General features: G+C 58.1%; 12 protein-coding genes and 1 tRNA gene. 5 read left to right on the top strand and 8 right to left on the bottom strand.

The window, feature by feature from the left end; all coding sequences use genetic code 11:
• Positions 1-100 precede the first annotated feature (100 nt).
• From ABIE20_RS04410 to ABIE20_RS04380, 7 genes are all read right to left on the bottom strand, one after another.
• Positions 101-742 carry a hypothetical protein gene (locus tag ABIE20_RS04410; RefSeq protein ID WP_429503109.1) on the bottom strand — a complete coding sequence of 214 codons (642 nt, stop codon included), beginning with the start codon at positions 740-742 and terminating at the stop codon, positions 101-103.
• Positions 742-1,716, bottom strand: a complete 975-nt coding sequence (locus ABIE20_RS04405; RefSeq protein ID WP_429503107.1) for an ImmA/IrrE family metallo-endopeptidase — start codon at positions 1,714-1,716, stop codon at positions 742-744. Before ABIE20_RS04405 ends, ABIE20_RS04410 begins: the two co-directional genes overlap by 1 nt.
• Positions 1,717-2,624: 908 nt before the next feature.
• Positions 2,625-2,698: transfer RNA gene (locus tag ABIE20_RS04400), tRNA-Gly, on the bottom strand.
• A 157-nt stretch (positions 2,699-2,855) separates the two neighbouring features.
• Entirely contained in the window at positions 2,856-3,740 is an 885-nt protein-coding gene (locus tag ABIE20_RS04395) for an alpha/beta fold hydrolase (RefSeq protein WP_045197581.1), read from the bottom strand.
• Positions 3,741-4,062: 322 nt separating this feature from the next.
• Positions 4,063-4,755, bottom strand: a complete 693-nt coding sequence (locus ABIE20_RS04390; RefSeq protein WP_429503105.1) for a pseudouridine synthase — start codon at positions 4,753-4,755, stop codon at positions 4,063-4,065.
• A gap of 27 nt (positions 4,756-4,782) precedes the next feature.
• Positions 4,783-5,004: a cysteine-rich CWC family protein gene (locus ABIE20_RS04385; protein ID WP_429503104.1), complete on the bottom strand. Its 222-nt coding sequence runs from the start codon at positions 5,002-5,004 to the stop codon at positions 4,783-4,785.
• 8 nt (positions 5,005-5,012) lie between these two features.
• Entirely contained in the window at positions 5,013-6,491 is a 1,479-nt protein-coding gene (locus ABIE20_RS04380; RefSeq protein ID WP_429503103.1) for a sensor domain-containing diguanylate cyclase, read from the bottom strand.
• Between the two features lie 213 nt (positions 6,492-6,704).
• Here ABIE20_RS04380 and ABIE20_RS04375 point away from each other — a divergent pair, with 213 nt between their 5' ends.
• Entirely contained in the window at positions 6,705-7,082 is a 378-nt protein-coding gene (locus ABIE20_RS04375) for a hypothetical protein (protein WP_429503102.1), read from the top strand.
• An 8-nt stretch (positions 7,083-7,090) separates the two neighbouring features.
• On the opposite strand, the gene ABIE20_RS04370 is transcribed toward ABIE20_RS04375, so the two are convergent.
• Positions 7,091-8,200 (bottom strand): enoyl-CoA hydratase/isomerase family protein, encoded by a 1,110-nt coding sequence (locus ABIE20_RS04370; protein WP_429503101.1) that lies wholly within the window; start codon positions 8,198-8,200, stop codon positions 7,091-7,093.
• 126 nt (positions 8,201-8,326) lie between these two features.
• Between ABIE20_RS04370 and ung the strand changes: the two genes are divergently transcribed.
• The 4 genes from ung (at position 8,327) to ABIE20_RS04350 (ending at position 15,638) form a co-directional block, all read left to right on the top strand.
• On the top strand, positions 8,327-9,019 hold the full coding sequence (ung, locus tag ABIE20_RS04365) for a uracil-DNA glycosylase (RefSeq protein WP_429503100.1): 693 nt from the start codon (positions 8,327-8,329) through the stop codon (positions 9,017-9,019).
• Between the two features lie 128 nt (positions 9,020-9,147).
• Positions 9,148-11,070 carry a hypothetical protein gene (locus ABIE20_RS04360; RefSeq protein WP_429503099.1) on the top strand — a complete coding sequence of 641 codons (1,923 nt, stop codon included), beginning with the start codon at positions 9,148-9,150 and terminating at the stop codon, positions 11,068-11,070.
• Positions 11,071-11,258: 188 nt separating this feature from the next.
• Positions 11,259-13,151 (top strand): hypothetical protein, encoded by a 1,893-nt coding sequence (locus tag ABIE20_RS04355; protein ID WP_429503098.1) that lies wholly within the window; start codon positions 11,259-11,261, stop codon positions 13,149-13,151.
• Between the two features lie 222 nt (positions 13,152-13,373).
• Entirely contained in the window at positions 13,374-15,638 is a 2,265-nt protein-coding gene (locus tag ABIE20_RS04350; RefSeq protein WP_429503097.1) for an autotransporter outer membrane beta-barrel domain-containing protein, read from the top strand.
• Positions 15,639-15,647 lie beyond the last annotated feature (9 nt).

Raw genomic sequence — 15,647 nt, 5'->3', positions numbered from 1 at the left:
AAATGCTGCGGTACGATGGGCATTCAGAAGCCGCCCTTGAGGCGACTAGCTTTGAATCCAGGCTGATCGCAGGCAGGGAATACTGGAGAGTGGTTGGCGATCAATATGAAAGTAGCCAGCGGATATCGCTTGAATAATTGCTAAGGCACTCTAAACAGTGATCCTTGTTCCGGTCCGCTCCGAACGCAGCGCGCAGTACTTGATCGTACTTTGATTCACCGACTTGTTCCCTTGCTGCAATGACTTTTTGATTGACCTGGTCGAATCCAACAACATCGATCATGTCCATCATGCATGATTCAAGGCAGACAATTTTCGTTCGAAGGAACGCAAACGCCTCAAGCTGTTCATAATTGCAGATCGCTCGTAACGCTCGTTTATCACCGGTGAGGATTCGGTAATCGATCGCTTTTGAGTCATTGTCCTTGGCGTGCAGGAACAGGGCCTGCTCACCGGCATCAATGCTTGGGATCTCGTTCAGATGCTCCAGCAGGTCGAACTCTATAGGTGCTTCACTCAGTACCTGGCAGGTATCGAGCAGCTCGTTGATGCGCTCGAATGCCTGGGTGCTGCCCACATACCTTGCAATTGACTTGTCAGGATCGTTAAGTCGAAGGCTGTATTTTATGGTGCTGAGGACAAAGCAGTCCTTTCTGGTCGCCTCAAGGGACTCTAGCGCCTCTCCAATAAGGTCGCACTGAGCCAGCTTTATAATAAGGTCATTATCCGACAGTAGAATCATTATTGACCAACTAAAGTCCCTAATAATGCAAGGCTGTCTTCCTTGAGATCACTTTGCACATTTGCGAGCAGGTGCTGGGCGATGAGCTCTTGGTCTTTTCTGCCTTCGGCAAGAACGCCCAAAGTTGCAGTGCAAAGCGGCCAAAAATTCCCATTATGCGCGCTATTCAGCAGAACATGGGTTGGGTCGATTGCATGTTGTGTTCCAAACTCTTTGGCCATTCGAGCAAGCACTGGTGCTGCTACAAAGCGGCTGAGAGTAAGCTGGGCCTGCTTTCCTGCAAGCAGCTCTAGCGCGTAGGCATCGGCGGCTCGCTCGGCTTCGTCTTTACCATCTGGGTCATCCTGAATGTTGTTGTCAACGATGGCACCGTTGGGATCAAGATGACCAAGCGCTACATGCCCCAGCTCATGAGCCAAGTGGAACAGCAAATAGCCGCATGCTTTGCGGGACGAAAGAACGATAGTCGGCCGTCCTTTTGTAGCCATAGCGATACCATCCATCTTCCGCTTCATCAAACTTGATGCCAGATGGATAACAGGAATGCCCACTTTCCAGCAGTATTCGACCAGACCTTCGAGATCTACCCACGGCCTGCCGGTTGCCAAGATTTGACGCCGAACTTCTTCCGCAGAGTCTGGGCGTTGAAACTCACGATCAAATGCGGAAAGTACGAGCTTGCTTGCACTGCGCGCCAGAGCAACTGCAAGCTGTACATCGTCTTCCGTCGTACCCTTCATCAGCTTGAAACGTCGCATCTCAGGAAGGTCAAACTCCACACGTGGAGGATCTTCAACCAAGGGTCGAACCTTGAGGTTCAAGGCTTTTGCCACAATCAGTTTGGCTTGCTGAAGGCCTGCAGGAGTCTCCGCGATTCCGTCTTCCCACCACGAGGGTAAGATCGCTTGAACGTCCTTTTTTTTAAGGCCGTGCGCGGTGAGGGCGCTGTAAAGATTCTGGATAGATTCAGCCATTTCCCCCTCCTTTGGTTTGTGCACTGAGCTGTTGACGGCGCGGATGATAGCAAAACCACACGTTATTGCACGTATTAGCCATCACTTTGAATGTACCGCCGACCAGCTGCGTATTTCGCCTCGATTGACTACGGTGCGGACCGGTACCTCTCGGACCGGTACCTCTCTATGTATAGGTCTAGACCATCTTAACGGGTTTTTTCTCCCCGGTTGCTGCTCGGCTGCTCATACCCTGGCGCGCGCACTCGTCCCCCCGCCACGCCGGCGGTCTAAATGTGCCGTTTTTTCTGCACCCCTGTGGAGGAGGCGTGCCGGCCCGGGCTGTGGGCTGCTGGAGGGGTAGTCGGGACGTGGAAGCCTGCGAATCCCTGCACCAGGACCCCGATTTGAGGTGGTCAGCTAGTGGGGTGGAGTACGGGATAGGGGGGTATTTGAAAAAAGAGTAATTTCCGTAATCGTGGATGCCAGCTCTGCTGGAGCCCTTGTATTTCGGGGCTCTCACTGGTTACAGAAAGGAGTAACAGAGAGGTAATCGAAAAGGTAATTTTCTGCTAAGCCATTGATTTTAAAGGCATTTAAAGAGGTCCGATATCACCTTTAAAAAGAGTAATCAGATTACTTAAAGGTTACTTAAAGGTTACCTTAGGCCGAACCGCTAAAACCCTTTCTATTCAAGGGCTTGGGTGCGTCGATCGGTCAAGATTACTGATGTTACTCTTTTTGCAGACCCCCCTATACCTCAAATCTAGAGGCCTTGCGCACGGGAGGCGCGTGTATCGGCTTGCGCGTATGTTGTCGTGCGGTGGACTTGGCTATCAGCCGGATCGGCTGAAACTCGAAACGTCCCCCGAAACGTCCCCCAACGTCATGCAGCTATGTGCAGGTACCGCTGGAGGCCTTGAAAACATTGGAGCGGGTGAAGGGAATCGAACCCTCGTTATCAGCTTGGGAAGCTGGAGTAATGCCATTATACGACACCCGCTTTCAGGGCTGACTTTGTACCAGAACTTCGCCGCGATTTGAAGCCCTATGTTGCGGCGCAGCCATCTGCTGGTGGCCAGTAGCGCGAGGTCGTGCATCTTCTGTCGGGCCTTTTGGGCCGTTGATGCAGGAGGCTGCGCTACCGGCGACCGTGTCGCTCAGATAGCCAGTGCATGATGCTCCTGGGTGTAGCTGTAACGCGGGCGCGATTCTTTCAGTGCCGGCTTGAGGAAGCCCAGCAGGGCTTCGCGGGTATCGCGGCAGGCGGCCTTGTGTTCCATGTCGAGGAAGTGGCCAGTGGCGCGGATCTCGCGAAAGTGGCTGTTACGCACGTGCTGGCCGAACTGGCGGGCATCTTCGGTGGTGGTGTATTCGTCCCACTCGCCATTCATGAACAGCACTGGAATGTCGATCACCCGCGCCGCCCGCAGGGCATTGCCCAGGTCGTGGTCGAGCACCTGGTTGATGTGAAAGTGCATCTGCGCGTATTCGTGGTTGTCCAGGCTGCTGACGTGGCGGTAGTTGAAGCGCTTGAACAGCGACGGCAGGTGCTTGCCGATGGTGTCGTTGACCAGGTTGCCGACCCGGTAACGATCGCAGGCGCTCAGGTATTGGCAGCCGCGTTCGAGGTAGTCGCGCATCGGTTCGTTGATCACCGGCGAGAACGAGCTGACCACCGCCTTCTCGATGCGCCGCGGCTTGTGCGCCAGGGCCAGCAGGGTGCAGGCGCCGCCCCAGGAAAACGACATGACATGATCGGCGCCGAAGTGGTCGATCAGTTCCAGGAGGATCTGCCCTTCGGTTTCCTTGGTCAGCAAATGCTCGTTGCGGTTGTGCGCCTTGGACTTGCCAGCGTAGGGCTGGTCATACAGCACCACGTTGAATTGCGGGTGCAGGTTGCGCACCGTCTGGGCAAACGAGGCCGTCGTGGCCAGCGAGCCATTGATCAGGATGATCGTCTTCTCAGCGGCATCTGCGCGATAGAACTCCGTGTAAACCCGATACTGACCTTGTATATCAAGCACAGCGATTTCTGGCCTCATGTCGTCGACTCCTGGCGCAAAAAGGGTGTTCGCACATGCAAGGATGCGCGTTCTTTATGACAGGTAGGCATACGCCTTGAAGAGAAGCTGAGGGCCCTGGTCGATCCGCGTGGCACGTTGGTCGACCGGTATTGTTCTAGGAGGGCAATCTGCCGGACGCCGGCGCTTCGAGGCACTGGTCGCTGGCAAAAAGGTGTCTTGGACTACGGGCGTGACTGGTTGGTCACATGAAGACCGACGATTGGATTCAAGCAGGCACCCGGCCAACCCGCAAGTGCCGTTGGGACAATTGACGAAAAATTTCCGCCAGGCGGTCGCTGGCTCAGATCGCCTGGATTTCTTCAGGGTAGAGCGCGCGGTACTGGCCCGGTTGCAGGGTCGGGTCCAGATGCAGCGGGCCCATGCGTTCGCGGTGCAGGCGCACGACCTTGTTGTCGAAGTGGCCGAACATGCGCTTGACCTGGTGGTAGCGACCTTCGACGATGCTCAGGCGCGCGCTGCGCGGGCCCAGTAGGGTCAGTTCGGCGGGCAGGGTGGTGAGGTCTTCGAAGGCGAAGTAGAAGCCTTCGCGGAACTTGTGGATGTAGTGTTCGCCGATCTCTTGCTCGGTCTCGACGTAGTAGACCTTGGGCAGCTTGGTTTGCGGCTGGGTCAGGCGCCGCGACCACAGACCATCGTTGGTCAGCAGCATCAGCCCGGTGGTGTTGAAGTCCAGGCGCCCGGCAATGTGCAGGTCCTCGGTGTCGGGCAGGTCGATCAGTTCGATCACCGTGGGGTGCTGCGGGTCGTGGGTGGCGCTGACACAACCCTGGGGCTTGTGCAGCATCAGGTAGCGCAATGGGCGCCCGGCCTGCAGCACTTGCTCGTCGACTTCAATGCGGCTGAATTCGCGCACCTCGAAGCGTGGATCGCTGACCTGCTGGCCATCCACGCGCACGCGCAGCTGTACCAGCAGCAAACGGACTTGCTGACGGCTGAAACAAGGCAGGTTGCTGAGGAATCGATCGAGACGCATACAAAACCAGGTGCAGGGCGCGACAGTTTAACCGTCGGATGTGCCCTTGGCTGCCTGCAATTGCGCCTCGACCTCGGCGCAGCGCGGGCACAGGCAGGCCTTGTTGCGCAGCTCGGCGGGCAGGGCTTCGAGCACCTTAGGGTCGATGCTCACGCCGTAGCACCAGCAGACCTGGGCGACCGTGCGCGGGTCGGCCAGGCTGCAATCGTTGCTGGCGCCGCAGGCGGGGCAGCGGCGGCTGTCATTCATGATCGGGGCTATTCATTGTCAGATCGGGGTATCTCGCTGCAGACACGGTTGCGTCCACTCTGTTTGGCCCGGTACAGGGCACGATCGGCACGGGCGATCAGGCTGTGCAGGGTATCGTCGGCCTGCAGGTTGCTCAAGCCGATGCTGACGGTGAGGTGGATCGGTTGCTCGGCATAGGTAAAGGCCAGTGCTTCGGTCTTGCTGCGAATCTTCTCAGCCACCGCCAGGGCACTGTGGCTGTCGGTGTCCTTGAGCAGCACGATGAATTCCTCACCGCCCCAGCGACAGATGATATCAGCATGGCGCAGGCATTCTTCCAGCACCTGGGCGAACTGGCTCAGCACTTCGTCGCCGGCCAGGTGGCCATGGGTGTCGTTGAGCGCCTTGAAGTGGTCGAGGTCGATCAGCAGGGCGATCAACGGCTTGGGTTCGCGCTGGGCTTCCTGTAGCGCTTGCGCGGCCAGCAGGTCGAAGCCGCGCCGGTTGGGCAGGCCGGTGAGGCTGTCGAGGGTGGCCAGGGCTTCGATGTTGTCCTGGTGGCGCTTTACCATGGCATTGAGCAGCGACAGCACTACCAGGGTGATCATCGCGCAGATTGCCAGGTTCAGGTACAGCGATTGGCGAATGGCGTCCATGGCCCCGCCTTCACGCTTGTCGACGAACAGATACCAGTTCAGCTCCGGCACCAGGCGCACGTTGAGAAAATGACTGTGGCCATCGCTGCTGTTGTATTCGTGGCTGCCGCTGACCGGTTGCGGCATTTGCCCGAACCCGTCCAGCTCGGCCAGTGGCTGCCCGGTCCTGGCGCCATGGGGCCCGCCATTGGAGCCGGTAAGCACGATACGGCCCTGCGGGTCGACGAAGAACACCTGGCGCTGGTAGCGCTGCTGGTAATCATCGATCAGGCGGACCACTGCTTCTACCGTCAGGCCGATACCGGCAACGCCGATGAACTTGCCGTCGTAGTCGAACACCCGGTAATTGATGAATACCGTGAGGCGCTCCTGATTGGCCATGTCGAGGTCGACGTTGATCTCGTAGGGCGTGTTCATTTTCAGTACCCGCTGGTACCAGGCATCCCGCGGTTCCTGTGGGTCGATCTTCTTCAGTACGCCTTTGGTCTGGTAATAAATACCGGTGTTGCTGGAGACGAAGAACGCCGTATAGGCCTGGTACTGGCGCATGATTTCGCCCAGGTAGCGGGTGACCTGGGCGGTGTCGCGCTCGCCGGCCAGGGCCCAGTCGCGCAGGAAGGTGTCGTGGGCCATCATCGACGAGATCAGGATTGGCCGCACCAGGTCCTTCTGGATTTCCGAATAGACCGTTTCGGAGATCAATGGCAGCTCGGTGTTGACGATGTTGTCGCGGATCGAGCTACGGGAGGCGAAGTAGCTGAGCAGGGAGGTCGCCAAAAAGCCGCAGGCGAGCAACAGCAGTAATGTCAGGATCAGCGAGCGCTGCGAAAACAGGGCGGAACGAGGCGGCATGACATTCCCGGTCTGTGGGCCAATGGCCTTCATTCTAGTGGTGTGGAAGAAAAATAACTTTACGATTTTTAAGGGTATCGTCCTTGTTTCAATTTATTGCAGCAATGGCACCGGACCTGGTTTTGGCAGTCTTAATCAATGTCGATGAACGCTTGCCGATCGACGCCGACCAGCGCCGCTGGGATGGGCAGTTTCGCGGTCCAGGAGGCCGCCATGTATCGCCGACTTTTGCTGATTGTAGTGCTGGGTTTGCTGACAACCGCCTGTGTCCCCTATGGAGGTAATGGTTACTACCGCACTGAGGTCTACACCGCTGATCGCTATGGCTATCCGGGTTACTACCGGCCGTCCTATCCCTACAACCGTGGCTATTACGTAGCGCCGCAGCCTCGCTATCACGTGGCGCCACCGCCGCGCTACTACACGCCACCACCGCACTACTACCGCCCGGCGCCCCACGGTTACTACCGGGAAACGCCGCATAACTACTACAAGCCCTACCCGGGCCGCGGCCATGACCGCTACCGCCAGGGCTCGTCACGTCACGAACGCAATCGTGACGGCTGGCCGGATCGCAATTGGCGCCGTTGAGGCGCCATTCAGGCCAGGTCCGCCAACGGGTGACGACCTTCCCACGCCTTGCTGAAATGCGCTTGCACAACCGCCGTTGGCACCTGGGCAATGTCTGCCCAGTGCCAGCGCGGTTTCTGGTCCTTGTCTATCAGCCGCGCGCGTACCCCTTCGCTGAACTCCGGATGCTGGCAGCAATTGAGGCTCAGGGTGTATTCCATCTGGAACACCTGGGCCAGCGACAGGTACTTGGCACGCTGGATTTGCTCCCAGACCAGGTGCGCGGTCAGCGGGCAGCCTTCGAGCATGGCCTGCGCGGCCTTGGCCAGCAGCGGGTCGGCGTGGTTGCGCAGCGGGGCGATGGCGCGCCAGGCGCACACCGGGTCGGCGACATCGAGCAAGGCATCGATCTGCTGGCGCCTTGGCAGCCACTGGGCTTCGGGGCGTTGCGCCTGAGCGCCGTGCTGCTGAGCCTTGAGCAAGCTATTGAGCTGCAGGGCGGTCTGTTCCTGCCAGTTCAATTGCAGCAGGTCATCGAGTAGCTCCTCCTGCTGGCTTTCGCCGAGCAGGCGGTCGGCCAGGCCCAGGTCGAGGGCATCGCTGGCGTTGATCGGCGCGCCGGTAAGGCCGAGGAACAAGCCCAGCTTGCCGGGCAGACGCGACAAAAACCAACTGCCGCCGACATCCGGGTACAGGCCGATGCTGATCTCCGGCATGGCCAGGCGGCTGCTGGGGGTGACCACGCGCACACTGGCCCCCTGCAACAAACCCATGCCGCCACCCAGCACGTGGCCATGGCCCCAGCAGATCAGCGGTTTGGGGTAGGTGTGCAGGCGATAGTCGAAACGGTACTCGGCGGCAAAGAACTGCGCCGCCAGGGGCGGAACCCGGCCAGGATGGTCAAGGCAGGCCTGGGCCAGGCTGCGTACCTCGCCGCCGGCGCAGAAGGCCTTGGCGCCTTCGCCGCGCAGCAGCACGCAGACTACATCCGGGTCATCGGCCCAGGCCTTGAGCTGCTCGTCGAGTACCTCGATCATCGGCAGCGACAAGGCATTGAGGGTTTGCGGCGTATTGAGGGTGGCGACGCCGATGCGCGCGCCGTCGACGCCGGTGAGTTCTTCGCACTGTACTGCAGCCATGGGCGACCTCGTGGTTGATCCGCACAAGTATGGCCGCTGCTGGCGATTTCGGCGGTCGCCGGTCGGATCGATTGACAAGCGCAGGCGGCTTTCCTAGTGTCGCGCCATTGTTTTACGGACCCGACCATGACTGACGACGATCGCATCAAACTTGAACCGAGCTGGAAAGAAGCCCTGCGCGCCGAATTCGACCAGCCCTACATGCACCAGTTGCGCCAATTCCTGCGCGAAGAGCACGCTGCCGGCAAGGAGATCTATCCGCCCGGCCCGCTGATTTTCAACGCCCTCAACTCCACCCCGCTGGACCAGGTCAAGGTGGTGATCCTCGGTCAGGACCCGTACCACGGCCCAGGCCAGGCCCATGGCCTGTGCTTCTCGGTGCAACCGGGGGTGGCGACGCCGCCGTCGCTGGTGAACATCTACAAAGAGCTGCAGCGTGATCTGAACATCGAGATCCCCAAGCACGGCTGCCTGCAGTCCTGGGCCGAGCAGGGCGTGTTGCTGCTCAACACCACCATGACCGTCGAGCGCGCCAACGCTGCTTCCCATGCCAACAAAGGCTGGCAGTTCTTCACCGACCGCATCATCGAAGTGGTCAGCGAGCACCAGCCCAACAGCGTATTCCTGCTCTGGGGCGCCCATGCCCAGAGCAAGCAGAAGCTGATCGATGCCACCAAGCACCTGGTGCTCAAGTCGGTGCATCCATCGCCGTTGTCGGCCTACCGGGGCTTTCTCGGTTGCGGCCATTTCAGCCAGGCCAACCGCTTCCTTGAGCAGCGCGGGCTGACCCCGATCGACTGGCGCTTGCCACCGGTTTGAGGCCGGGTACCTAGCATTTTTGTCAGTTTCGGCCGATTTGAAATAGGCATCTAATACTTCCAGGTTTTCCACCGCAGCCGGCGACTAGCTGGCTGCCACGGTCCTCTTCTCTGGAAGGAGCTGCCGCCATGGCTCGCGATGCTGATGATCCTGCAAATCCCCGGGAACGCTACGCCGCGCCGGTCATCCCGGCCGCGATGGAACTGACGGACGATGACATTCTGGGGCATTTGGTCCGCAAGGACGATCAGTTACGCCCATTGGAAATCAGGATCGAGGAGATCTGGGCTGATTACAGTGCCGCTCCTCCGGACATGGATACGAAAGTTGAGTTCCTCTGGCGAAGCGATGTAGTTGAAACATTTACCTTTGCTCAGCCAGTCATCCCGGATGATGTGATCCCGGTTGTCTGCAAGATGCCCTCGGAGTACATGGCGGCGCCTGGCCCCGCCCGGGTCGAGTACCGCGTTACGGTATCGTTGAACCCGTCCACTTCTCACGCAACACACTTGTTCATCGACAAGCAAGCACCCAATGGCGACGAAGAAGCCCAGCCCTTGCAGTTCGACCAGGAGGTCCTGATCAGCGGCGTAACCGAGGATTATCTCAGCCGCCACGACACGGTCGATGCCCGGGTCGATCCTTGGCCAGACATCAGGGTGGGTGACCTGCTGACCTACTATTGGGAAAAGTTGCCGGTCATCGAAAGGGATGAACAATCACGTGAATTGCCCTATGCCGGTGAACTGCGCATTACCGATGTCAACGCTCCGATCATCGTCCAATACGATGCAATGCTGGTTCGTGAGAGCGGTTCAGGCCCGCATGAAGCCTACTATCGCCTGGAAGATCGAACCGGTAACCGCGGGCCAAAGTCCGAGGTCCAGCCAATTGAGGTAGTGCTGGATGAATTGCCGGGCGACCTGCCTGACCCTCGGGTGCCCAGGTTCGATGTCGATGGGCTGATTGACCTGGAAGATGCCCGGGCAGGTGTCGAGGTTCACATCGACGTCATCAGCGATGCACAGCAAGGCGATCAGGTTCAGGTCTACTGGCGTAGTTTGGCGCTTCGCCTTATCACCATTGCCGAGAACCAGCAGTGGCCTTTGAAGGCCCCGGTCAGTTGGGCAATCCTCGCGGCAGGCGGCTTTGCTGCACCTTTTGTTGATCGGGTGCACTACACCTGGCGACGTGGCGGGGCTTCGCTTACTTCTACGACCCTATGGGTGGACGTCGACCTGACGGTGGCCGGTCCGCCTCCCGGTCCGGATCCGGTCAACCCCTTGTTGCTACCGGCGGTGGTCAAGGGCCTGACAGCCGATGATGTACTCACAGGCGCCGATGCCGGGCAGGACGCGCGCGTCGAGATCCTTCTCTACGACAACCCGCAAGACGGCCAGGTGCTGGAGTTGTTCTGGGGGAGCCATCCGCAGGCGGTAGATCGCTATGAGGTGAGGGCTGAGGATGTCGGCGGGCAGTTAATTGTGCTGAGCGTTCCTTGGGCAATTATCCATAGTGTCGGCAATTCACCTGCCCTCCCGATGCAGTACACCACTTTCAATGGGGTTAACCGGCAACGGTCGCCCATTACACCCGTGCGTGTCGAGGTGCGAGTCATCGAAGGCCTGGCACCCGCCACTTTCCCAGACGCCGATCGAAACCAGTGGATCAACTGCAGTAACGAACCGTGGCTGGGCGTGCGGGTTGAAATTCCGAAAGACTCGCAATTTCAGGTAGATGACAAAATTACTCTGCACTGGGAAGGCGACTACGGCCAGATAGGCAATAACCCTATTCCCGGGACCCAGGCAAGTTTCGAACATGTGCTGACGCGTGAGGATCTTGAGTCCGAGCAGGGTTACATCTTTACCGTGCTGCCCTACGACCCGTTGATCAAGTTGGCAGCACGGGAGGACGGGCGTGGCGGCGGGAATGTCCGTTACCGACTTGATAAGGGTGACGGAAGCGGTGCGGGCAACTCTGGATTAGCGCGTGCGCGACTCTCTGTCGTCGATCTGAGCACGGGTTTGTACTGTGATCCGGAAACTTGAACAGTGTCGTGCATGAGGTTTTGTTCAGCATGGTGAAGTGCTGAGCAGCCGTACTTAAGGTGATGTTCTGCTTTGAACAATGTTTGGCTTTGTTACCACTTGGCTGCTGGACGGCAGGGTGGCGGCTGGGCCGACGGTGTGGTGCTGATGGTGTTCCAAATCTATTTATATTTTCAGGAGATACCAAGATGACAAGGTTTGAAGCGACAACCAATGTATCGGCCGCAAAAGCCAAAACGCGGGCCCCGAAGCCTAGGAACTTTCGAAACTTGTATCAACCGCCGGTGCCTACTAACACAGCGCCGAATATTCCCGGGGGGCAAATTAATTTACTGCGAACACCGAAAATTCCAGAAGGGCTCAAGGTGACAATTCCGGCTTTCCCTAGCGTGGGGCCGCCTGAATCGATCGATACGGTAACCGTTTATATTAACGAAAGGCCGGTTTATACCTTTGAGAAACCTGTGCCCCATGCAGACTCGAACCCCACTCCCCTGACGCTGCGAGACCCGGTGCTTGAGTCACACGGTGAGAAAATTGTCTATTTTGAAGTCGTCAACTCCCACAACCCCAATAATGGGACTTCGCAGAGTGTTAGGGTAACAGTAGACAGGCTCAGTCCGACTCATGGTGGTTTCCCGGAGGCCATCATTCTTCCGGCGGATCTGGTGGATGCTACGGTGACGCCCGAGTATCTGGAGGCGCACGACAATAAGTTAGTGTTGCAGATTCCAGACTACCTTGACCCGCAAGTGGGTGACTATTGGGCAATCCTCTTTGGCGATGAGCAGTCCCAACCCAACAAGGGCATGGTGGTCAGCGAAAGACCTATCATTGTAGAGATGACAAAGGACGAGCTGCTCCTTGCCGGGCCTGGCCTCAAGCGGGTGACCTATATACTGGAAGACCGGGCCGGCAATCCGACTAGCCTGGCGCACCGCCAGGAAGTGTTCGTCATCCTTGAGCCAACACCCATCGACTTGCTGGCACCCAGGGTGGATGCTGCACCCATTGATATTGTCGAAGCACGTGAGGGGGTGCTGATCAAGGTGGATGAGTATACCAATGCGGCGTCGAATGACGAAGTGCGCGTTTACTGGAATGATATTTATGTGGATCGGGTTTTTCTGCCGCCCACGCCTAACTGGCCTTTACTGTTTACTGCACCATGGAGAGTCATCTCCAGTGGCGTCGAAGGGACTGCGCATACGGCCCAGGTGCGCTATGAAGTCATCCGTAGCAAGACCTATCCCTCCCCAGTACTGGACGTGGAATTAGATCTGGAGTTGATTGGGCCACCTAATCCAGACGAACCCGAGCCGGTCAACCCGACGCTGGATGTGCCGCTACTGACCTCGTCGACGGGGGAAGAGAATCTTCTGCGCCCAGAGGATGAAGGCCAGCCTGCCGATGTCAGTTTTGCTCTTTATGACCCTGCGCAAATGGGAGAGGTTATTCGGCTTTATTACGGTACAGAAAGTCTGCTGGTGGCTGAATACACAGTGAGTGACACAGACAATCCCGGTGACTCGATCCCGTTGCAAATCAGCTGGGACGATATTGCCACGGTTGGCAATGGAACAGACATTCCGCTGTTCTACAAGATTTTTGCCAATGCCACTACCACCAATTATCAGTCGTCGGGTAGTCAGTTGGTGGATGTCAGTGCCATTCCATTGGCAGAGGTCAACGAGCCAACATTAACCGTGAAAAATGCCGGCGCTATTGCTTGCGAGGACGATCCGTGGAATGGTGTAACTGCCAAGATTGTTGATGCTCAAAATCTTCAAATAGGCGACACCGTTACGGTGTACTGGATAGGTCTGGAAGGCTTTGTTGACAAGCTGCCTGTCGAATCGACGCGTAGGTCATTTTCACGGGAGGTGCTCAATCAGAACGAAATTGATACTGGGGTAAACCTTACTATCCCGTGGGTTCCCTGCATGGAGCCGCTGTTCAGCGGATATGTCGAGTTATATTGGATTCAGGAACGTGGTGGCCAGGCTATCGGCCGTTCTCCAGTGAAATCTTACTATTACTATGGCGAACAGGGGACCGGGCTTTGCCCAGGAAGGCCATAAGCTGAGTGTTTGATGATGAATGAGGCCGAGCAATGCTCGGCTTCATCTTTTTCTATATAAACGCAACACCACCTGTTGATTACGCCTACTTTTTATGAGGAATATTCCTACATAAGATTTTGTCAGAAGTTTCTATTCTGCGCTCCGAACAAACGGGGCTTGAACTAGTTGGCTCTGTTTAATCCGGAACTGAATAGTCTCAATGCTGCGGAGTAGAATCTCATGACCAAGCCAAGCATTTTCAAACCCTCGGCGCTTTCGTGCGCCTTGCAGGCAGCCCTTGTCGCACCTTTGGTGATGGCATCGGCTCAGGCCCTGGCTATTACCAAGGTTGTCGAAAGCAACCAGACCTTTACCGCTACCTCGGGGACGCCGTCCTACAACTATCGCGTATTGGAAAATGCCACTCTGAATGTACAGGGTGCGCGTACCGAGCACATTCAAGTGCGCAAGGGCCAACTGAACATCGAGGGTGGCACCGTCACTGCCGGCGGCTCGAACAACGCTGTTGCCCTGGTGAGCAGTACCGCCCGTATCGCCAACGCACGAATCGATAGCGCCCAGGGCAACGGCCTGACGATTGGTCGATTGCTCGATGGTTCGGCGACCGGGTCCGAGGTCCAGGTCCAGAGCAGCGAAATCAACGGTGGCCGATTTGGTGCAACCCTCAGCGCCTATAGCAATCTGTCGCTCAAAGACTCGAGCCTGACCGGTGCTACGGCTGATGGTCTGTTGATGATCGGCGGCCAGGCCCAGGCGCACAACAGCGTGATCAAGGGCGCCGAGAGCGGTGTGCGTTTGTCTCATGAATACTATGGCTCTGAAGCCAACGAGCAGGCCCCGACGTTGCTCCTGGACAACAGCAAAGTGATCGGGGGGACTGGAGCGGCCCTGGTGGTGGATTCTGCAACCACCGCCCGTATCGACGTACTCAATGGTTCGAGCCTGGAAGGCGCTAATGGCACCTTGCTTGAACTCAAGGACGGCGGTTCGGCAGAGATGCAGATTGGCCGCAGCGACCTGGTCGGTAATATTCAGGTTGGTGACGGCAGCACTGCGCAACTGACCCTGAGCAATGCCAGCCTGGAAGGTGATGTGATTGTCGCCACTGGCGGCGCGGCGCAACTGAGCCTGAACGATCAATCGCTGTTCAAGGGGCGCCTGGAAAACGTCGACGCACTGGCGCTCAACGGCGACAGTACCTGGGCGCTGGTGGGTGACAGCCAGGTTGAACAATTGAGCCTGCAGGGCGGCCATGTGCAGTTTGGCGAGCCTGGCCAGTTTTATCGCCTGGACCTGGGCGAGTTGTCTGGCAACGGCACCTTTCATATGTCGGCTGACTTCGCCACTGGCGAAGGCGACCTGCTCAATGTCAGCGGTCAGGCCAACGGTCAGCACACCCTCGCCATCAGTGCCAGTGGTCACGACCCGGCCGCTGTCGAGCGGATTACCGTGGTCACTACCGGCGGCGGCGATGCCGAGTTCAGCCTGTTGAACGGTCCTGTCGACCTGGGTGCGTTTTCTTATGACCTGACCAAGGAAGGCAACGACTGGCACCTGGACACCGAGAAGAAGGTCATCAGCCCCGGTACCCGTTCGGTCCTGGCGCTGTTCAATACCGCACCGACCGTGTGGTACGGCGAGCTGTCGTCGCTGCGTACCCGCATGGGCGAGTTGCGCTACAACGAAGGTAAAAGCGGCGCCTGGGGCCGGGCTTACGGTAGCAAGTACAACGTTGCCGAGTCGTCTGGCACCGCCTACAAGCAAACCCAGCAGGGTTTCACCCTGGGTGCCGATGCCCAGGTGGGCGACAGCCAGTGGCTGGTCGGCGTGCTGGCCGGTCATAGCAAGTCCGACCTGGACCTGAGCCGCGGTACTACCGGTACGGTCGACAGCTACTACGCCGGTGCCTACACCACCTGGCTGGACCAGGACAGCGGTTACTACTTTGACGCGGTGGCCAAGGTCAACCGCTTCGACAACAAGTCCAAGGTGGCGATGAGCGACGGCAGCCAAGCCAAGGGCAACTACAAGACCAACGGCGTCGGTGCGTCGGCCGAGTTCGGTCGTCACATCAAGCTCGATGACGGCTACTTCGTTGAACCTTTCGCCCAAGTGTCGGCAGTGAGCATCCAGGGTGCGTCTTACGACCTGGACAGCGGCCTGAAGGCTGAAGGTGACCGCACCATGTCGGTACTCGGCAAGGCCGGTGCCACGGTAGGTCGCAACTTTGATCCTGGCGAGGGGCGCTTTGCCCAGCCGTATCTGCGCGCTGCCGCGGTGCACGAGTTCGCCAAGAACAACCAGGTCAAGGTCAACGACAACGTGTTCAACAACGACCTGTCCGGCTCGCGCGCCGAGGTCGGTGCCGGTATTGCCGTGTCGCTGTCCGAGCGCCTGCAGTTGCATGCCGATATCGACTACAGCAACGGCGACAAGATCGAGAAGCCGTTCGGTGCCAATGTTGGGGTGCGTTTCACCTGGTAAGCCCGTCAC

Source organism: Pseudomonas sp. 2835, from assembly GCF_050435905.1.
Taxonomy (GTDB): Bacteria; Pseudomonadota; Gammaproteobacteria; order Pseudomonadales; family Pseudomonadaceae; genus Aquipseudomonas.
Note: the sequence above shows the minus strand (reverse complement) of the source record. Positions and strands in the feature narration are given on the sequence as shown.